At 37.2% G+C, this 20,886-nt stretch carries 19 protein-coding genes and 2 tRNA genes; 15 read left to right on the top strand and 6 right to left on the bottom strand.

The window, feature by feature from the left end; all coding sequences use genetic code 11:
- The first annotated feature begins 11 nt into the window (after positions 1-11).
- From EDC17_RS05865 to EDC17_RS05875, 4 genes are all read left to right on the top strand, one after another.
- Positions 12-548 carry a hypothetical protein gene (locus EDC17_RS05865; RefSeq protein ID WP_132777217.1) on the top strand — a complete coding sequence of 179 codons (537 nt, stop codon included), beginning with the start codon at positions 12-14 and terminating at the stop codon, positions 546-548.
- 81 nt (positions 549-629) lie between these two features.
- Complete coding sequence (locus EDC17_RS05870) at positions 630-1,145, top strand: hypothetical protein (RefSeq protein ID WP_132777218.1); 516 nt, start codon at positions 630-632, stop codon at positions 1,143-1,145.
- 71 nt (positions 1,146-1,216) lie between these two features.
- A complete protein-coding gene (locus EDC17_RS16825; RefSeq protein ID WP_165894372.1) occupies positions 1,217-1,354 on the top strand; it encodes a hypothetical protein in 138 nt (45 codons plus the stop codon).
- Between the two features lie 6 nt (positions 1,355-1,360).
- Positions 1,361-1,855 (top strand): hypothetical protein, encoded by a 495-nt coding sequence (locus EDC17_RS05875; protein WP_132777219.1) that lies wholly within the window; start codon positions 1,361-1,363, stop codon positions 1,853-1,855.
- Between the two features lies 1 nt (position 1,856).
- Here EDC17_RS05875 and EDC17_RS05880 read toward each other — a convergent pair whose 3' ends face one another.
- Positions 1,857-2,420, bottom strand: a complete 564-nt coding sequence (locus tag EDC17_RS05880) for a hypothetical protein (protein ID WP_132777220.1) — start codon at positions 2,418-2,420, stop codon at positions 1,857-1,859.
- Between the two features lie 100 nt (positions 2,421-2,520).
- Positions 2,521-2,874: a helix-turn-helix domain-containing protein gene (locus EDC17_RS05885; RefSeq protein ID WP_132777221.1), complete on the bottom strand. Its 354-nt coding sequence runs from the start codon at positions 2,872-2,874 to the stop codon at positions 2,521-2,523.
- Between the two features lie 245 nt (positions 2,875-3,119).
- Here EDC17_RS05885 and EDC17_RS05890 point away from each other — a divergent pair, with 245 nt between their 5' ends.
- The gene (locus tag EDC17_RS05890; protein ID WP_132777222.1) at positions 3,120-3,407 is read left to right on the top strand and encodes a TFIIB-type zinc ribbon-containing protein; all 288 of its coding nucleotides are present in this window, start codon (positions 3,120-3,122) and stop codon (positions 3,405-3,407) included.
- Positions 3,408-4,075: 668 nt separating this feature from the next.
- Positions 4,076-4,522 (top strand): hypothetical protein, encoded by a 447-nt coding sequence (locus EDC17_RS05895; protein ID WP_132777223.1) that lies wholly within the window; start codon positions 4,076-4,078, stop codon positions 4,520-4,522.
- 105 nt (positions 4,523-4,627) lie between these two features.
- On the opposite strand, the gene EDC17_RS05900 is transcribed toward EDC17_RS05895, so the two are convergent.
- From EDC17_RS05900 to EDC17_RS05915, 4 genes are all read right to left on the bottom strand, one after another.
- Positions 4,628-5,119, bottom strand: a complete 492-nt coding sequence (locus EDC17_RS05900; RefSeq protein WP_132777224.1) for a hypothetical protein — start codon at positions 5,117-5,119, stop codon at positions 4,628-4,630.
- Positions 5,116-5,976, bottom strand: coding sequence for a hypothetical protein (locus EDC17_RS05905; protein WP_132777225.1), 861 nt, complete (start codon positions 5,974-5,976; stop codon positions 5,116-5,118). Before EDC17_RS05905 ends, EDC17_RS05900 begins: the two co-directional genes overlap by 4 nt.
- A 427-nt stretch (positions 5,977-6,403) precedes the next feature.
- Positions 6,404-6,476, bottom strand: a tRNA-OTHER gene (locus EDC17_RS05910).
- Between the two features lie 423 nt (positions 6,477-6,899).
- Positions 6,900-6,967: transfer RNA gene (locus EDC17_RS05915), tRNA-OTHER, on the bottom strand.
- A 394-nt stretch (positions 6,968-7,361) separates the two neighbouring features.
- On the opposite strand from EDC17_RS05915, the gene EDC17_RS05920 reads away from it, so the two are divergent.
- The 9 genes from EDC17_RS05920 to EDC17_RS05955 all read left to right on the top strand — a co-directional run bounded on the left by EDC17_RS05920 (position 7,362) and on the right by EDC17_RS05955 (position 20,687).
- Positions 7,362-12,131, top strand: coding sequence for a phage tail tape measure protein (locus EDC17_RS05920; RefSeq protein ID WP_132777226.1), 4,770 nt, complete (start codon positions 7,362-7,364; stop codon positions 12,129-12,131).
- On the top strand, positions 12,131-12,643 hold the full coding sequence (locus tag EDC17_RS05925; RefSeq protein ID WP_132777227.1) for a hypothetical protein: 513 nt from the start codon (positions 12,131-12,133) through the stop codon (positions 12,641-12,643). Before EDC17_RS05920 ends, EDC17_RS05925 begins: the two co-directional genes overlap by 1 nt.
- 22 nt (positions 12,644-12,665) lie before the next feature.
- The gene (locus EDC17_RS05930) at positions 12,666-15,179 is read left to right on the top strand and encodes a phage tail protein (RefSeq protein WP_132777228.1); all 2,514 of its coding nucleotides are present in this window, start codon (positions 12,666-12,668) and stop codon (positions 15,177-15,179) included.
- A 10-nt stretch (positions 15,180-15,189) separates the two neighbouring features.
- On the top strand, positions 15,190-18,072 hold the full coding sequence (locus tag EDC17_RS05935) for an SGNH/GDSL hydrolase family protein (protein WP_132777229.1): 2,883 nt from the start codon (positions 15,190-15,192) through the stop codon (positions 18,070-18,072).
- A gap of 45 nt (positions 18,073-18,117) precedes the next feature.
- Positions 18,118-18,735: a glycoside hydrolase family 19 protein gene (locus tag EDC17_RS05940; protein WP_132777230.1), complete on the top strand. Its 618-nt coding sequence runs from the start codon at positions 18,118-18,120 to the stop codon at positions 18,733-18,735.
- A 2-nt stretch (positions 18,736-18,737) separates the two neighbouring features.
- The gene (locus EDC17_RS05945; protein WP_132777231.1) at positions 18,738-19,058 is read left to right on the top strand and encodes a hypothetical protein; all 321 of its coding nucleotides are present in this window, start codon (positions 18,738-18,740) and stop codon (positions 19,056-19,058) included.
- Positions 19,055-19,222: a hypothetical protein gene (locus EDC17_RS16830; RefSeq protein ID WP_165894373.1), complete on the top strand. Its 168-nt coding sequence runs from the start codon at positions 19,055-19,057 to the stop codon at positions 19,220-19,222. Before EDC17_RS05945 ends, EDC17_RS16830 begins: the two co-directional genes overlap by 4 nt.
- On the top strand, positions 19,209-19,847 hold the full coding sequence (locus tag EDC17_RS05950; RefSeq protein ID WP_132777232.1) for a hypothetical protein: 639 nt from the start codon (positions 19,209-19,211) through the stop codon (positions 19,845-19,847). Before EDC17_RS16830 ends, EDC17_RS05950 begins: the two co-directional genes overlap by 14 nt.
- Before the next feature lie 216 nt (positions 19,848-20,063).
- A complete protein-coding gene (locus EDC17_RS05955; RefSeq protein WP_132777233.1) occupies positions 20,064-20,687 on the top strand; it encodes an SEC-C metal-binding domain-containing protein in 624 nt (207 codons plus the stop codon).
- The last annotated feature ends 199 nt before the right edge of the window (positions 20,688-20,886 follow it).

Raw genomic sequence — 20,886 nt, forward strand, 5'->3', positions numbered from 1 at the left:
ATAAAAATATTATGTCAGCAGTTACAGGCGTAGAAAGTTTAGAGTTTGCTCCGATGGGTGCGAACGGAGCGATCCCAACTACTGGTTGGGTAAAAATAAAAGACATCGAGGATGGTGGTATTACCATGAACATCCCAGAGCTTACTACTATTGATGTTCGCGTTGAAGATGTTACCGGTATTCGTTTTGTCCTTCCAGGGGATGAAGAGCCAGCAACAATTTCAGGAGCATCATTAGATTTATCCGTTGATAATGCGAATTTATTATTCAATGGGCAAGTAACTACAGATGCAACTGAATTCAGTGCTTTAGGTCGCAAAATTCATTATTTGGCGGTCAGATTGACATCTAAGCCTTTTCAAGGGAAACAGTTTCAATTTGTTGCACCTGCATTAGCTATGTCGGCTGGTTTTAAAAATAACCTTGGTCGTGCAGGTTTTTTAGCATTAAGCTTTAGTGGCAAAACTACAACTCCAGTAAATGCAGCTGGAGCTCAAGTTTCACCTTGGGGCTATAAATTCATTGATGCTGTTCTCCCAGAAGGATAGTGAGATTGAGATTAGATTTATAAATACTAAGCCTGAAAGCCGAGGTTAGGCGGTGAGTAGGGCTTTTTAATCCTAGCCCAAATGAATACAAACACGATATCCAATAACCCTATTGGAAAGGAAATGGCTGATGCTATTTCGGATAAAACCACATTCTTTAAAAAGGTAAAAGTTAACTATCCTTATTGGTGGCAAAGAGTCTTTGCTTTTCTTTGTATTCTTCCTAGAACCAAAAGCATTATTCTTTCTGAGTTACATCCAGCAACAGTTTATCGGTTGCTTTCGGTTCTAATTGATTTGAGGGTGAAAGGTGATGAAGGGGATACGGAGGAATTATCTTTCTATAAAATCATCCAGAGCAATCTTCCGTTATTAACTGATTACATCGCCATTGCATTAAATAATAGGGTAGAAGAGCCACCAAAATGGCTATATCAAGCTATTAATTACCAACTATCACCAAAAGATTTAGAATACCTTGTAAATGACATCTACCGGAGGTTAGATGTAGAAACTTTTTTCGGCATCTTGGCATCACTTCGAAAAGTACAGGAAATAGGAGCTACCCTGGATCCAGAAGTCCATACGCATTCATAGGTAATGCATGTAAATATTACGGTTGGGATGAACAGGCTGTAAAATGGAAAATATCTTGGAGAAATTTAATAATGTATAATTCTGTCATTCCTGATATCGATTCTTCAGATGATGCTGGAAATGACGGAAGTTCAAATTCTAAAAAAGTAAACGGCTCAATTTCCTTGTTTGACATCGGCGAAAGATTAGCAGCAGGAAAGGGAGTTTAAAATATTATGAAAGGCTGGGGCACGGCATTACTCAAAGATTTGAAATCTCGCGGTTACGTAGATATTAATGGCGTGCTCTTTCCACCTTCATCTAAAGAAGCTAAATCTATTATATCTAAACCAAAGAAGCGTACCAAAACGCTTAAAACAGGTGACACCGACGATACTCGTAATATCAAAAACAAATTAAAATATTGCGATTCATTTATTCAATTTATAAAGCAGGAACTAGGTATTGAATTATGGCCGGAATTCTATTTTTGCACCGAGCGACAATTTCGAATAGATTACGCTATTCCGCAATACAAAATTGCCATTGAACAGGAGGGAGGTATTTATATGAAAGGCAATAGTGGCCATTCCTCTGGTACCGGAATAGCACGCGATATGGAAAAGAATAACCTTCTAGTTTCTAAAGGATGGAAGCTTATAAGAAGGCAGCCAAATGAGATGCTGACTTTGGATACAATTGAGCTTATTAGGCCCTTGATAGACTTATGATTTATTTCCTTTTCTTATCTAAAGTTTTTAATTCTGCTGTACCAATTACTTGAAAATTGAAAGTTTGAGTAACCTTTTGATCACCAACATTAACTACCATAATTAATTTTTCTATTGGTCTAGCCTCCCCAGCTTTGAAGGCTTTGTTTGCTCGCTTGTTGCTGAGCATTGGTCTTATAAAATTAAAATCTCTTGAATGTAGTGATTTAGTAATTTTTGTGCCGGGAGCTATTATATCGTTTGGGATTTCAGCATTGATTTCTTTCATGTAAGTTACTTCTGGAATAACCCTAGAGGTAGTGCCATCTACGGCGAAATATGAATCGGAATAATTAACTGTAGTCATCACATCAGAATTGTTATGAATTTCCAGCGTTATATAGGTATCTGTAAGATGTTTTATTTTAAATAATACGTTTTTATTTTCGATTTCATATCCCTTAGGATCTTGACCTTCTATAGATACACGAAATGTACGCATCAGTTGGCGCCCGTTTTCGTTAACCTCTTGAGCAAATGCAGTAAGTGAAGTTAAAATGAGTATAATAGTAAAGAGGTGTTTCATACATCTAATTTATAGAGTAAATATAGTAATAAGCTTTGAAATAGAATGGGGAATCATCCAGGGGTAGTATTAAATTAAGCACATTTAATGTGCGTCCTCCTCAAAACCTTCTCAATCCCCTGGGTTTAATAATTTCAACCTTATTATACTCTTCGAGATCAGATTTTTTATAATATTTTTTAGTGCCAATTTTACGGTACGGGATTATTCCTTCACGCTTCCATCTATGCAATGTGCTACTTGTAATCTTAAGAAACTTTACAGCTTCATCAAAAGTTAAAAGCTCGTCATGATTTTCATTGTTATTTTCATTGCTAACTACACTTAAACGCTCCTTAATAGAAATAATTTCAGCCTCTAATCTCTTTACTGTTTTTAGAATCACTTCTACAGCTGCAGGCAGAGTATCGAAAGTGATATTTTCGAAATCGTTGTTGTCTTTATTAATTTCCATGATGCAATATTTATGAAATACTAACCACTTCGTCGATAATTATTTTCTCTAGTAAATTTAATTGCATTGTAAGTTCCATGGTGTTCATTTTTTTTGGTTATATATTAATTGCAATTTAATATCTTAAGAGAAGATATAAGGACGAGACTGTAAGAATACATATTCCCAGAATGTTAAAAAATGCTAATGTAATACCACTTCTGGCAATTTATGGGTAAATTGAGAAATAAATAAATTGAAGAACTATGAAATGTCCTAACTGTGATGAAACGCTATTAATGACGGTACGTCAAAATGTTGAAATTGATTATTGTCCTAAATGCAGAGGTATTTGGTTAGATAAAGGAGAACTGGATAAATTATTGGAATATTCTGATAGTCAAAGTACAGAGGTGAATTATAGTAGAAATCAGTCTTTTGATGACGATCGAAGGACTCATCCACAAGAGTACGATAGAGACGATAGATATTCCCACCCACAGCATAGAAAGAAAAAGAAATCTTTCCTATCTGATTTTTTTGATTTTGATTAAGATTTAAATATTCTACAATTGTGTTAATAGTATTGAGCCCATATCGATTAGGATGTGGGCTTTTTTAATTAGTGGTGGGTTGATGGTAATATTGGGAGGGGGATTTTTAGGTGCACGTGGCTTAGGATTGGTTTTTATGGTGAATGAAAGGTTAATGCAAAACTTAAGTTTGATTATAGATATTGTTTTTGCTATATATAATTTATATCTTGTCGAAGTCAGATTTATAAAATATTGATGATATAGGGCTTATCAATTATTAAGGATTAACCAATAAAAAATTAACCAGTGACCACCTTTAATAATAAAGAAATTCATCAAACTGTATACATTAATGGAAAAATTAATATTAATCCATCTATTACAATTTTACATACCCCGTACTTGCTCGAGAAGTATGATTTTGATAAAGTTATAAACGGAAAGCATTTCTTTAGTGATCTTAGTACAGTACTAAAAGGAATATGGATTGGACTTACAATAAACACCGTTGCAAAATTTATAGGTAATTTAGTTGATAAAAATATTTCTTTCGATAAGTGGGAAGTTTATGCAGTTTTAATTTCATTGTTTTGCTATTTTATCTGCTTGATAATAGAAAGGTTTATACCCACGGAAAGAAAAAGAATTATTAATGATATTAAATCACATTTCAACATTAAATAGCAATGGAAACCGCTCTGTCAAATTATATTCAAAATTATTCTCCATTAGAAGAGTTGATTATCTGTTCAAATAAAATTATAGGAGGAGGGCAATTAATTAAAATTCAAGACTATTCACCTTTAGTTGTGGGTCGTGGAGAAATCCCTCTAATTTGGTTAAATGTAAAAAATAACAATAAAATAATAGAATTAATAAAAGAAAATAAAAGCTTTAATTCTAATCTTAATGTTGAAAAAAGCATTACAAACAGAACGACTATAATAAAAGTTAATAACAGCATAATTATACACGCAAAAATGCGTGAAGAAAATTCTTGTATAATTTCCAAAATAGATTTAAGACCAATAGGACTTGACATAGTTGGGGATTCACAAAAATTAAAAATTGCTGGGAATACCCTTTCGGGAAATACATTTTCTGGAGCGCAATACTTAATTGGTATGGAATAAAATTATATATATTATTCCAATTGAATAATAATTAAAATATATTCAAGCCCCTTCCTTAATTGGTAGGGGCTTTCTAAATTATATTGTGAGATCCACTTAGTTAATTTATAATTTATTTTTACTGTTTCCAAATATTAATTTCGATATCAAAAACAGGGAGTATATTATATCATACATAGCGTAAGAAGAAATTATAAAAAGAAATACGTTTAGTGTTTTTGGTATTTCTAAATATTCTACATCCATGCCAAAGGGATTTTGAGTTGTGCCTAAAAGAGCAGATACAAATACGAATACAATTGAAAAAAACATTACTTTTATATTATCTTCTATTTCAGAAAACATGTCTTTTAAGTAATTTTTTATAACTACCTTTTTCTTCTTATCTCTAAATTTCAGTAAATTTATACTTTTGTAAACATCTTTTATTATTGTTAAACCAAAGGTATACAATGTTAAAGAAAACCCTAATAATACTCCAATAAAAGTTATTAACTCAGTGGTTTCGAAAAACTTAACATCCCTTATCCCAGTGTAATTAACTAGAATAATTGATAATAACATTCCTAAAAATAAAAAGATTATTGTTTTTTTCATTCCCTAGTCTTCAACGTACTTATTTTCTCAATTTTATCTTTTACATATTCTTTAGATTCAGTGCTTGAAAAATTATCACTGATATCCAAATTTGTTGAAAATTTATCATCCGAACTTTTAAAATACCTAAACTTTTCATTAGCAATTATTTTAAATTTCATCATATATTGCCCACCAACTTCTCTTATGTAATCAATAAATTTACCCAGCCCATTTTCATCAACATTTAATTCCCCCTTAGAGTTCTTAAATGATATATCCAATTCGTCATTGTTTGTTTCATTATGAATAATTTTAAGAATTTGTTGTGCCTTTTTTTTACCAAAAAAAGCCATGTTTGGCGCATTTAATTCAAGCTTTATATCATATATTAGTTCCGCATTATTAACCACATTCCAGAATTTGTCTGGTGTTGCTAAAGGGAAAATATTAATAATATAACTTTTACTATTTATTTTCTCATTTAAATAGTATTTAAGCAACTTGCTTACTGTCAGAGTATTTGCAAACACACTTTTATTTGATTCAATCAAAACTATTTGATGAATTTGATCAATTATTAAATAAACAAATTTAGGTTCAGTTATACCTCTTCGAACAATATCATTTTCAACCTCTTCATTTATAAAATTATTACTTTCTCTTGCAAATTTTAAAAAATATAAATTCTCATAAGTATCTATTCCGGTGAAGATATATTTGGAATCAGAATTATCCCATGTAATTTTTTTTGCTTCTTTTAAATTATTTAAAACTTCCTTAACTAGCTGCTCTTTATTGATTTCTTCACCGAATAAATCGTATTGAGAACTATTTTTCGTTATTAAATAACGAAATGCAAAAAATGTTCTTTCCATATAATTAGCATAACATAGTTGGTTATTCAATATTACAAAAAAATAAATAAATGGAATGCATTTTTAAAAAACCGCTCATATCACCTGGCGATGTTGAGCGGCTACTAACCAATTATAAACCTAAATTATGAAAAGACTTTAAAGTAAGGGTGATATAGCACACCCTTGAAGCTTGTTAGGCTACAGCTCTAAGCTGAGAACCAAACATGTTTTTAACGTTGCCGTTTGTTGTTTAAAAAATACTCAATAATACCTAGTTACGTCATGTCAATTCCAAGCATCCCCAATGGCGAATGTAGGCTGTAGCATTCGGCTACTATTACACTTTACGCTACCTACTGAAAGCTACGTTTAGCTTTTTGTGGAGATGGAGGGAGTCGAACCCTCGTCCATTTACGCTTTAAATATTATGTCAATGTACTTTTCGCAGACGATATGAGACTCGAACTCATGACCTATCGGATAAATCCAGATGCTCTAACCAACTGAGCTAATCGTCTATTTAAACCACCCAACATAGTAAACTAACAGGGTGGTAGCCTATCCCTTGTGAACGTCTTCTCAGGGGTTGCATTTCCGTTGAGGTGACAGGATTCGAACCTATACGATTAACACCTCATCTCTACAACCAACTCGTTAATCTTTCCCTTAGCGTCTACCAATTCCGCCATCTCTCCATTTTCAAGCAGATAAAAGAACGATTTTGGAATAACCTGCTTTAGTTGTAATTAAAAATTCTTTAAGGCTCTTTGCTACTAATTCTATATTTCTTGATTTGAAAACCATTAGTGCTATAATTTTACGATCACCCTCCACTAACCGAGACCAACAAACTTTTTTCAAGAGCATCAGCAATACTATTAATCGCCATCTTTCAAATCAATACTTTAAAGAACCAAGAGCCTTTCTCTCAATAAGCGTTGTGGAGAAGAGTGGATTCGAACCACTGACCTGAGTGCCCTCTGCTCTAGCCTGACTGAGCTACTTCCCCAAATTATGCTGGCTATCTCATGACCACCAGCATCTAACCAATTAACCTAAATTATGAAGTGGAGCGCAACGGTTTCGAACCGACACCACCTGCCCATATGCAGTAGCATCCCATTAAAACAAGCCAAAATATATAAGAACGAATAATCTTGAATTTTGGCTTAACACCAGCATAGCGTTTTATTCGCTAGTGTCTTATTTCTTACACCCAACCGACTACGTGTCGTTAATCTTCTCGAAAATTGGGTATGTTTTATTCCAGAATCAAATTCGATAAGCAATATTATAAATAAATATTAAGTAATCCAAATAGATTATTTAATATTTTGTAATTAGTTTATTTACAGAATAGAATAGTTTAGTTCAAATATGGCTTAAAGTACCTTTGAAAGAGTATGGCGGAGGTAAAATTTAAGTTTGTTGGTGATGATTCGGAGCTAAGAAAAAAGCTTGCTAATCTTTCTAAAATTCAATCAGAAATGACTGATAAGTTTAGTAAAGATTTGAATGAAGCTCTTTCAAATTCAAAATCTCAGGTCTTTAAAGATATTACTAAAGAGGCTGCGAATGCTGCAATACAAACGGAACGCCTAAATAAAATTGCTGCGAATAAAGCTATTGTTAATGCCAAGCTTGAACAGATTGAATCTATTCGTCGATTGCGCGAGGAACGATCAAAAGAAATTTCAGAATTAAATAACCTGAAAAAAGTAGAGCAAGAGCATAAAGCTAATCTTGCATTACAAAAAAATGAGGTACAGTCCTTAATTCAGCAGGAAAAGGAGCTAAACCTTCAATACAAAAAAGGTCAAATTGCTTCTCAAGAATATAATAGAATCCTTAAAGAACAAGCTGAAGAAAGACGAAAAGCCAATCAAGCAGAGAAGGAAGCTGAAAAAGCTCTAAAAGCTTCAGAAAAGGCAAGAAAAGACGCCGAGCGCGAAGCTGCAAAACAAGCAAAAGAAACAGAGAAGCGGAAAAAACAATTAGAGCAGGAGAGTAGCGAGTATTACAAATTAAACAAAGCCCTTGGTGCTGTACGAAAAGAAGCAAAAGACGTGTTAGCAGAAATGTTCCGTATGGAGCGTCAAGGTCATGCAAATACGCTTGGTTATGAAGCTTTACGTAAGAAATCTGAAGGAATTACCAGACAAACACAACTCTTAGATCAGGGAATTAAAAAAATTGATGCTAGCCTTGGTTTACATCAACGTAATGTTGGTAATTATGGGAGCGCAATTGAATTGCTAGGACCTCAATTTGAGTCTATTAATCAAAAACTTTCTTTGTTTGGAACTTCTATTGATGATTTAGCTAGTAAGCCAAATTCATTTAAAGAACTAGGAACTGCAGTTGCAGGATTAGGCAAACAGCTATGGGCTTTAGTCATGACCCCAGTTGGAGCTTTTGTAGCTGCATTGGGAGCCATTTTCGCGTTATACCAGTCCAACAAACAAACAGTAATAGATTTTAATGCAGGCCTTCGTGACGTTTCTAAAACTACTGGAATAGCTGGTGACGATTTAAATGATTTCGGTGATGCAATCATTGATTTGTCAATGAAACTAAAAGTAATTGATGCTTCTAAATTACTAGAATATGCAACTATTGCCGGTCAGTTAGGTATTAAAGGTCGAGCTGATATACTTGCTTTTACTGAAGCATTAGCTATGCTTGAGACAGCGTCAGATATTTCCGGTGAAGAGGGAGGCAGAGAAATTGCGAGAATGCTTACCCTGGTAGATGGTGGCGTTCAAAATGTAAAGCAATTTGGAGACGAGATTGTTAATCTTGGTAATAATTTCGCTGCGACTGAAAAGGAAATTCTTTCTAACGCTGAGCAGATCGCTCAAAACGTAGGTATCTATAAAATAGGACGTCAGGATGTATTAGCATTTGCTACAGCGACAAAAGCAGTCGGTTTAGAAGCAGAATTAGTCGGGTCTACCTTCTCTCGTACTTTAGGTGAATTTGAGAAAACTATACGTTCTGGTAAAGGTGTAGCTGACTTGCTTAAAGTAATAGGAGGAACATCTGCTGAGCTATCTAAGCGCTTTAAAGACGATGCTGCAGGTGTATTTGTTGATTATGTACGCGGCCTAAATGAAATTAATAAATCAGGTGGATCGGTTAATGAAGCTTTAGAACGTACAGGAATAATTGCTGTGCGTGACCAGCGTGTCATCGCTTCTCTTGCAACCAATGGATATGATGTACTTACCGATGCTTTAGAAAAAGTAACTACCGCTCAAGGGGCTATGCAAGCAGAGTTTGAGAATGGAGCAGGAAAACTCGAACAACAATCAAAACGCATGGGCATCGCCTGGGACAACTTCGTGCTTAGCATCGAAAATGGTGAGGGTGCTATCGGTAGATCTGTTGTTGCTATTACAGGATTTTTCGCTAGCCTCCTGGATCAAATAAATAAGACGTTCAATCCGACATCAATAGATGAGTTTTTAGCCAGGCTTACAAGTTTTGAAAAGGCTGATAAAATCAGGGAATTGAATATTGCATTCGATACAGGTAGTAAATCACTTAATAGTTTAACTAATACAACTCCGAATTCTTCTAATATTAATAATCTTCTTAAGGAAACAGAGTCATCCATAAAAACTATTTCTGAAGCTTATAATAAATATAAAGATGATGTTAATAAGGGGTTATTAACTGAAAGCGGAAAGGCAAGTCTAAAGGATTATGAAAACTTATTAAATAATCTTGCCTCTAAACAATATCAGCTTAAATTATTAGGAGCAGGAAAAGAAGCAAATAAATCGCCAGTAAAAACATTTGAGGAAACGGAATCGGAAAAACGCAAGAGAGAATCTGATCAGAAAGCAGCTGAACGCAAAGCCGAACAGGCACGCCGGGCTGTAGAAAGTCAACGCTCCCTGCAAGGAAAAATTGACGCCTTAGCAAATCAATCTACACGAAATCAATTAAGCCGTGATGAAGAAGAAATCGAGTCTATAAAAGACAAATACGCTAAGATGCGTGAAGAGGTCCGTAAGTTTTATGCTGATCCCAAGAATAAAGGCTTGAAAGTCGATGAAGGAAAGTTAAAGCAAGCTGAATCATTTGAAATTAGTGAGGCCAAAACACGTCAAGGTACAACCGCATTGATGAAGCAGCTTAATGAGCAAAAAGCCATCTACGATCAATATAATGCTTATGTAGAGCAAAATGGTATTGATGCTGCTGAAAGGATGTTTGGAGAACAAGCTGATTTAGCGAAGGATTATAGAGATAAGCTTCAAAGAGAATATTTAGCCATAGCTTCATTACAAAAATCGGCTGCCCTTGCGCCTTTTACTGGGGTAAATATTAAGTTAACTCAAGCCCAAGAAGAAAGAGCAAAAGAACTAAAACAAATGCTTGATGCATTGGAAAAAGAGGACGCCGCCAAAGCTCGTGCAAGATATGCTGAAGCATTACAATTAGCAAAAACTTTTACACAGAAAGAATTCGAAATTCGTAAACGTCATAACGAGGCTCTTTCAGCTCTGGGTAAAGAAGCTACTGATGATCAAAGGAAAAGATTAGAACAGGCATTATTAGAAGATTTGGCTACTCTCGTTGAATCTGAGCCGGAATTTAAAAAAGCAATTGAGAATATCAATACTGCTAGCCAAGGAATGTTAGCTGATGCCTTCAAAACTGGTAAAGCTACCATGCTGAGTTTGATTGATGGTCTTGAAAGTGCATCATCAAGTGAAAAGGACTCATTGCGCAAATTATTCAGCAAGTTTTTTGACGACGGTATTAAAGATGCGGAATTAGGAAACTTGGAGAACATAGGTAGCCTCGTTAGTAATTTTGATCAGTTAGTCTCTACCTCTTTGCAATTTGCGGGAAACATCGACAATGGCGTAGATGCCATCCGTGATATGCTAAGTATATCAGGCCAATTAGTTAATGTACTTGGCTCCTTAAGCAAAAACGAATCTTTTAGTAAGCTAGCTGGTAAAATAGCAGGTTCTTTAGGAATCGTAGGTGCGTTCGGCGGAATTCTAAGTTCCGTAACAACTTTCTTTGCTCAAAAACGAGCTCAAGAAGATCAAGAAAGGACTGCAGCTGCTGATAATGCTACCAAAACTCAACTAAGAGCCACCGAGGCAATAACGCGTGCGCTTGAGAAGCAGGTTGAGCTGATGAATGAGATTTATGGTGCCGAAAGACTTGACAAGTACAATTCTACTCTTAAAGAAATCGAAGGTACTTGGAAGCAGGTAAATAGCCAGTTGAGCGGCAAATACATGCTTTCGGGTGATGCTAAGACCGATGAAATCATTGCCAAAATGAATAATGGAATGTCTCGTAGTGAAATAGCAAAAGGCGTTTCTCCGATGTCAAAGGAAATGACTTTCATCTATGAAACGTTTGCCAAAATAGAGAAGGGCACTTACGGAATTTTCAAACCGCTTTCTGGTGATCTTGCAAAAGCTAAGGAGCAACTTATCCAACTTGAAAGGCAGTCTTATGGCAAAGCAGATGAAAATACACAAAATATCATCAATCAGTTACGTGAGCAAATTGATCTTTATGAAAAAACTCTCAACAAACTAGCTGAAGAAAAAACGGGTAATGCTTTTTCTTCTTTACTGAGCGATGTTACTAATCTATTTTTTAATGAGGGTGAGAACTCCGCAGAGGCATGGTCCCAAGGCTTTGATAAGATTCTTGAAAACTACCTAATGCAAAAGTTTTCTCGTGAATTTTTACAAGAGAGAATGCAGGGCTGGTACAATATGATGAATGAATTTGCCGGTGATGGAATTGATGCAAGTGAACGCGATACACTTAAAAAAGAGTGGGATGCAATTCAAAAAGCAGGTGAGGATAGATTGAACCAGATGAAGGATATACTTGGATTGGATGGAGGGGATACTACTTCCGGTGGATCTCTAAAATCCGAAGGAATTGAACGTATTTCCGAGCAATCTGCGAATGAATTTATTGGATTAAGCCGCGCTCAATTAGATATTCACAAACGTCAATTAACAGCTCTCCAATCATTACAAACTAACGGGGTTAATTATTTGGCTATTGCTAATAATCAGTTAACACAATTGAATGCAATTAATACAAATACGGCTCAAACGGTGCAGAGGTTGGATTCTGTTGTAGTTGAATTGAAGGAAATAAAAAAGAGGTGGGGATAATGTTCGAAATAAACGATATACAAACATCCGGAATCGGAATTTACTTCAAACGTGGGGCATTGCTTAGCGAGCTTATGAAATTGCCTGATCCAAAGCCTAGCTATTCTTATGACTGGGGTGATGAGCATGGTATTGAATACGATGATAGCGCACCGATGGTTTTCGCTCCACTACAGTATGATGTGACTGTATATATCACGGCAAACTCTCCTTCTGCTTTAATGGACGTGCGCACAGCATTGCTAAATATCCTTAGTGATCCAGCTGGTTTTTCGTTGAATGTATTGCCACTTGAAAGAGAGTACAAATTACGCTATAAAGGATCAAGCGGTACGCGATTAATTAGCCCCATATACTCCAACGGTCAGCAGTGGTGCGAAATAGGATTAAAGCTTGAAAACAACTTCGATGAGGTTAGAACAATGCTTTATCTAGCAGATATGAATGGATTATTAGCTGCAACATCCGATGACGAACTAATATTGGTAACTGATACAAGACAGTTATTTTAATTGGCAATTGAGCAACTGATAAATGAATAGAACAAAAGTACATAGAGGTTTAATTGAAATAGCAGAATTGCCGCTTAATTCATCAGTATTTGATAAATACTTGATGGGCAGGCATGAGCTTGCTTTCAATTTCACTTCTCCTGTTAAATTGGACTTGAGAGTTGGCGATACGATAGAATATAAGGGTGAATTGATGACCATCAATAAAGAGCCTGATATTACGATTAATCATCTGTTTGGTTATTCGGTTTCTTTCCAAGGTCACAGACACACTTTAGAACGTTTTATTCTAAAAGATGAAGGCTCTTTAGTATTTGATTATACAGGGCAATTAGATGATTTCATGTTTATGTTCTTGGAGTCGGTTAATTCGGTTGATAGTGGATGGGCGCTTTGGGAAATTGAACCTGAAACGGAGCTTACTACAATATCCTTTAATAAATCTGACAGCCTATCTGCTCTTAGTGATATTGCACAAGCTTTCGGATGCGAATGGCAAATTATAGGTAAAGAAATAAGCGTTGTTAAATCTGTCGGCAATGCTACTACTCTAGAATTTTCTTATGGTAAAGGCAATGGCTTATACAGTCTATCCCAATTGCGTAACGATCAATCCAAAATAGTAACACGTGCTTATGCAGTTGGTGGAGTTAATAACTTGCCTGCTGGGTATGCTCGCAAGCAATTAACCCTTGATGGATTCATTGAAGACGCTACGGCCGTTGAATTATATGGTATTCGTGAAGGAGTATTTGAAGATGAGAATATCTTTCCTAATCGTACTTCCACAGCAACTGCTGTAAGTAAAATCAACGATAAAACTTATACGCTAACTGATTCGACGATTGATTTTGATTTAAATGGTCAGCGTATCGATGGACAAGAAGCTTACATAGTTTTCAAATCTGGAATGCTTAATGGCCAGCAGTTTAAAATTACTCAGTATAACAACGCGACAAAGACGATACGCTATGAAGCTAATGAAGATTCCAATGGGAATTTAATTCCTTACAGCGCAACAGTAGCGGAGGTTGGCGACTCGTACACATTGATTGGTATAAGAATGCCATCTACTTATGTAGATGCAGCATATGCTTCGTTAGGGATTAAGCGAGCGGAATATCTTAATGAAAACAAGCACCCTAAAGTGCGTTACGAATTGGACGTAGATATCCTTCATTTGAAACGTTTAGGTGTGGAGCCACAAGAAGGCGATTTAATACGACTGATAGATGATAGATTTAATATTGATGTTGAAGTACGAATTACATCCATCAGCTATCCCGGACAATACGATCCCACACAAACGGATAATTTGCTTACCAATGACATCAAATTCAAATGTGAGCTTTCAAATGATATTCACTACTACCGAGTGCAGCGTATAGAGAAGGAGATAAAAGCAGTAAAGAATATATCTGTAAGCACATCTACAGCATTGACTGAATTTAACCGTGTACAATCAGTAGCATTGAGCCAATTTAAGAACATGGTATTTGATCCAGATGGTAATGCTTCTCAAGTGCTAATTGATGCCCTAGGTGCAATATTCGGGGCAGATTCGCAAAACTTCGATTTGCAAGGTGTTGTATTCAACTTTAATGTTGAAGGCGGCAAGGTTTCAGCTACTGCAGGCCAATTAGTTCACCACGCATACAGCATTTCTTTAGGCAATACTTGGGCTATTCCTGCCTTTGAATCTGTTGCCCTAGATCCGCTTAAAAGTTATTATCTCTCTGCTAAATGTAGCACTACGTCATTGACTGGAGAGTGGGTGTTAAGTGAAACTCCAATAGGTACAAACGATGAAGCAGGATTTTATCATTTCAATTTAGGAGTTATTTCCAGCGAGATAAACGGTGAAAGGTTCGCTTCAATTACTAAAGGCTACACGCTAATTACTGGTGGTCAAATATTGACTGAAAGATTGATAACGCAATATCTAAGACTTCCGTACATGACTATTGGTCACCAAGGAGAGAATGTTCAAAGGTTTTACTACGACCTAGCGCAAACAAAGACAGCAGTAGCATTCGGTGTGGTAAACGGAAAACCTCAGTTAGTATGGTACGATGAATCGGGAGTAGAGATATGGAATGCATCCAAGCAAGGTATAGTTTATGTTACGGCCACCCCTGAAACCATTACTCAAGTTGGGATGAGAATGCTGACTTCCATAGGTACGCAAGATGAGGAGATTGATACAGCAATATTGCATGATCAAATAATTCTTAATGCAATTCGTGACAGCCCTAATTCAGCTCATATTGGGAACGAAACTATATACTTCGAATATCTTGCTGGAGCTAACGACAACACCACAGCTAATGCAATTTACGAAGGATATCATATCTCAGCCGATAAGACATCCTCATTCATACCTAATGGTATGTATGTTTTCACAGGAATCTCTCCTAATTACGATCTGATATTAGAGAATCCCGACACACATGAATTTACTGCTCATGTATATAGAATTTGGCAAGGAAAAGTGTTAGGAAACCCAATTGAAATAGATTTTACATTACCTGTATAAAATTAATAAGATGGCAATAGAAGAAGACAAAATAGTAAGATTTCCCGAAGGAACGCAAGATGTTCCATTTGAGGATGTAAACTATGTGATGGCGGCAGGTCCGGACGGAAAATTTAAAAGGATTTCCAAGAATGCGCTTAAAATTGGGTTGACAATAGAAAATGGCCGGATGCAATCTGTGGCCCCAGGCGCATTACCTGCAGGTCCTACTGGCCAAACTCGTTACATGGAAGTAACAGCAGTAGGTACATGGACTTATGGAGGTGTAGAAATTGGTAGCAACGCAGAAGGCTATCAAACTACATTTTGGTGGGATGGCACTTCGTGGAGCAAAGTGGAAGAGGCTAAGATGCCGATGCCTGAAGGGGTAGATCATGTGACGGAAACTGGTACTGGGATTCCGATAGAGAAAGCGGTATTCAGAACCGTTAAATCGGTTGATGACAAGGTTTCCGCAATAGCAGAAACGGAAATTATTGAAGATGCCGTATTTGATGGTGGTACAGGTGATATCCTTTATGATGATGATGTTTTCCGTGGGTGGGGTACCAACTACGGGGTGCTTAAGAACTTCAACAGGTTGAAGATACACCATAAGGATATTTCTTCCATCATCAAGGTCACAAAGCTTAGATATAGGGTATGCGAGAACGACAGGAACGGGGCGGTACTTGCCAACGGTGAAGTAGATGTTGATTTTTCGGATGGTCAGATCGGATTCATTACGATAGACCTATCAAGCAAGGTATCCAATCCCAACAACTCCAATATTTGGTTGGAGTTCTGGGGGAACGGAAATATGGCCTTTATCAAAACAGATAATTCATATTCTACCAGGAAGATCAGGTATCAGACAACGTCCATGTCCTACAATGATGATTTCTCGCAGGATTCGATACAAACGTCGGTTGATTTCACAGAGATCCCCGATGTCAAGTTCATCCTATTGAGGAACAAGGCTTCGGTTACCGACGAATTTGCGAATGAGGTTCTTTCAAAGGATGCCCAGGGGAGGGTTGAAACCGGCAACAGAAAAGCTGTTTCGGGCGATGAGGTAAAATTGGTTGTAAAACCTTTTGAAGATCTTATTTCCGATGAATTCATTTCTGAAAGAACGGAGGTCATTTCAGGCGATTCGATAGTGAACAACAGTTCCACGTTTGCAGGTTGGGGTCAGGATATCGGAATCAGAAGGGATTTCAATGCAATATCATACGATCTTGTGGCATATGATAACGAAAACCTACCTACCTACTTGGAAATGAGGATAAGGAACGGCAGCAGTTCAGGAGCGGTGCTTTTCACGGTCAGGGTTGATGTTGCCCCGCAGGTGAATATCCGTACACCTGTCGTATTTGAGCTTCCGTCAATCTTCACAAATCCATCAAATCTAAACCTTTTCGTACAGTTCAATTCCGATGGCTATTTTGCGTCCATTGGTTCCAATTCTGGATCACCTGTCGGATCGGTCAAATATACGACAACAAAAGGCGCGAATGTCGTTGAAATGAGTTCATCCACGCAACAATCATTGGGCATGAAGCTACTCGATGGAAGTTATAGCGGTGTACTGACCAGTAGGGCAATCCAGCAGATAAAGAACGATATAGGTACAGAAGGTGCGCCAAGACTTTTGTTGACTTCAAGGGTATGGCTCTATCCCGGATTGGAATATAACGTTTTCGATAGGAACGTCTGTGTTCCCGAATATGGCGATAACATCCATAACTATCGACTTGATTATAATGGAAGCACCGGCAACCAGTTCAAACGTGGATATAGATTGAATCCCGTACCTGCATCCCTTGATAAGTCCATATCGTTGATATTGAGAAAAGGCAAGAAGGATATTGCTACCAGGACACAAAGGATGTTGTCTGCCGCAATAAATGCAGGATCGGGAATAACGAGGAAGATCCTTCAGATAGGTGACAGTACGATCCTATCATCCAAGATAGGCATTCCATTAAAAGCGATCTTTGAGTCCGATGTTATGAACCTTGTACCCATCGGTACCATAATCGATGATACCTGGAGACATGAGGGAAGGGGAGGTTATACAATAGATGACTATTATGGGTATGGAAGGATTCTATATAGGATCAATGTTTCCGGTTTGACTACCACTCCAACCAAAGGAACCGAATATTCACAGGGGTCGTCCCTCTACATCATCGAGGAGGTAAATATTACATCAGGTAGCGGTTATTTTTCCATTAGGGTAGTCAGTGGAATTGAACCTGCACCAAGTGGAACATTGACCAAGAGCGGAGGAACGGGTGATGATGTGATCAATTATACATCCATGGAACAGACATCCGCCAATGTTTTCAGATCGCCGGTAACAAACAGATTTGATATTGGGTACTACCTTTCCACTACTGGTCAGACATTGTCCGACAATGATTGGATCACGTTCCAATTGGGGATAAATGACGTGTTCGGGTTAACAAATTCCACAGATGCGACTAATAAGGTCAATAGCATGATCTATCAGCTCAAGGAGATGATATCCAACATAAGGTCATACAATCCGCTTATCAGGATTGGTATAGTGGTAACTTTCCCCCCTGCAGATCAGGACGCCTTCGGTGATAATGATGGCTTGTCACAGACTTATGAGACCTACCTAAAGATCGGATTGGCCGCTTGGCAATCGAGATTGATAGCAGAATTCGATAACGATACATCAATCAACAATCGAATCTACCTTATATCTGCCCATTTAAATCTTGATGCGGAATACAATTACCCAAGCGCGGAATCATTGCCGAACGCAAGATATACCGGAACAAGGCGTATCAATATGCAGACCAATGGTGTACATCCAAATTCGGACGGTAATGCACAGATAGCGGACATGTATGCAGGATTGATCAAATATTTTGGATAGGAACTAACAGCCCCTATCTCGGTAGGGGCATAATACAAGTGAGAGATGACAAGAACAGAGAGGATAAAGGAGATACAGCGATCGGTCGGGGCGGATGCTGATGGAGTGATCGGAAATGAGACATTGACCAAGTTCCAATGCAGGTACGGTATTCCGAGCAAGGCGATGGTGGCATTGTTCTTCGGTACGATTGCCCATGAGAGCAGAGACTTTACCATAGTGGAGGAAAGCGGTATGTATTCTGCGGAACGTCTCCGTGCGATATTCCCTAAGTATTTCCCTACAATGGATGTGGCTAAGCAGTACGCCTACAAACCCGAGGCGATATTCAATAAGACCTACGGCGGAAGGATGGGCAACAATTCCCCGGGAGATGGATATAAGTTCCGTGGCCGTGGGTACATGCAGACAACGGGGAAGTATTCATATGACAGATTGGGCAAGCATATCGGAGTGGATCTATTGAATAATCCCGACCTCGTAGCCACCAAATACCCGATGGATAGCGCATTGTTCTACTTCACGGACAATAAGCTGTGGGGGTTGGTGTCGGACGTGAGCGAGGAAAGCATACGTTTGATCCGTAAACGGGTGAATGGCGGCTACAACGGATTGGATGATTTCCGCAGTAAGGTAAAGAAGTATTATAGTTTGATGAAGTAACAATGAGCGAGGTTAAGCAAGATATGATCGATAGAAAGGTCGACGGGGTAGTAAAGATATTTGGACTTGCGTACAAGGATGTTGTGGCTTTGGTTGCGACGTTATCCATCTTGCTCAATGTCTACCTGGTGTATAAAATCATCACCATGAATGAAGATCTAAACGCTAAGATAGTCGACGAAGTACGCAGGCAAGTGCCAAAAGCAGTAAATGAATCCGTACCAGTGGAAGTTGACCGTAAACTTGAAGGCGTGCGTGAGGGAGTTGATAAAGCCCTTAATAAAGTGGATACTATCGTTCAAAAGATTGGAGGTAGAGAATGAAAAAGTTATTAATTCTTATGATGTTGTTTCTATGGGGCATAGTGACTTCATCCAAGCAAAATAAGTACATCGAGCCAGTCATTAAAGCTCCGATTATTCAGTCACTTGACAGCTTAAATAATTCATTGGACAAACTAAATAAAGTATTAGATGAAAGGGATTAGAATTATAGCAATGGCGTGCGTAGTGTGCGTCCTTGCTTCTTGTGGTTCACTCCGCAATAAAAGCAAGCAATCTGCAAGCCTTGAAGTTGTAGAAGGCGCCAAAGTCGAGCAGACTATCAATGAGCAGTCGGGTAGCAATGTAGACATCAAAGAAGTTGAAAAGGACAAAGGAGTCATTACCACCGAAAGAGAAACTACCACAACTACTGTAAAAGAAGGCAGCAAATCCAAAGTGGTTATCAAAAAAGATGACCTTAAGCCAGGCGAAAACTTTCTTAAAGATTCAGCCGGTCAGCAAGTAAAAGCGGTACTCGATACACTTAATAAAACGCTTACTATCGAAGTAACGAGTAAAGATGAAACAACTACTACCAATGTAAAAGAACGCATCACTGATCAGCGCGATTTAAGTAAAGAGCGCCATGAGAGTAAACAGGACAGCACCAATAAGCAAGTAGCTAATGCGCAGGAAGTCAATAGGCGAGTAAGTGAGGAAAGTTCTGCAAGCGAAAGTAAGCCTAATGTGTGGGCTGTATTTGTTAGTAAGATAGGTTGGGGTGTGGCTTTCTTGATTATTTTGTTGGGGGTGCTCTGGTGGTTTTTTAGGGGGGCAAAGCGATGGTAAAGGTGTCGAATTAGACAGGTTTAAAATTAAGTAAGCAAGAATGACGCAGAAAATTTCAAAAGAAAAGACAAAAAATATGGTAAAAATGTTGATAGTATTATGGGTAATTGCAGTAAACATTATCTTAGGAATAATTGAGATAGAAAACAATTTGCCTATAGAATATTTCTTTTTTAAAATTTTATTAATACTTTCAATAATTTATATACCAAAATTATGGAAAGGAAAGGTCAAGTAAATGAAAGTGATTTTAGACGGGCTATTGCTTTATGTCCAAATTGCACAGCATTATTTAAAACAAATGTTCACATTCAATACAAAAATGTTAGGGGCCTGAAATTTATGGCAATGCCTGAAATTTATGGTACAATAATTTGCCCAATCTGCAAGTATCCAGTAGAATCAACTAAAAATTCCATGTATGATTTTGTTGAGGATACATTTAAATATTTGAAAAGTCTCGGTCAACCTGAGTTGATATTTTTAAGAGATGCAATTATAAGCTTTAAAGAAAGTGCGAAAACTGAAAATGATCAACATGAACTTAAAGATAAAGTTTTTAAGGTTGCACCTAAGCTTTTTACTTTTGATAGTTTTATTCCGAAAAATTCAGGTGAATGGGCTGGATGGCTCTCCCTTGTTACAACAATTGTATTTGGAATTCTAGGCTATTTGCAAAATAATCAGACAACAAATACAATAGTTATATTAAACAATGTTGGTAACACAGAAGTTGTGGTTCCAAAAGTTATACCGGATACTTCACGAAGGGTTGTCGGCCGGAATGATTCGTGTCCTTGCGGAAGTAGCAAGAAATTTAAAAATTGTCACGGAAAATGATTTGTCAACTCTTATCAATTAAGCTTTACTTTGTACTTTGAGCTATAAACTTTCCAATGTTATATCCAAAGAAATAACAGGCTAGTACAAATAATACAATAGCAGCTATAATGATGTATTGGTTTTTCTTTTTCATACCTCTAATTTAAGGAAATCTATATTAATTGATTGCGCTCCCCACACACATCTAAAGTGGGTG

Origin of the sequence: Sphingobacterium alimentarium, assembly GCF_004342685.1 — a bacterium.
GTDB lineage: Bacteria > Bacteroidota > Bacteroidia > Sphingobacteriales > Sphingobacteriaceae > Sphingobacterium > Sphingobacterium alimentarium.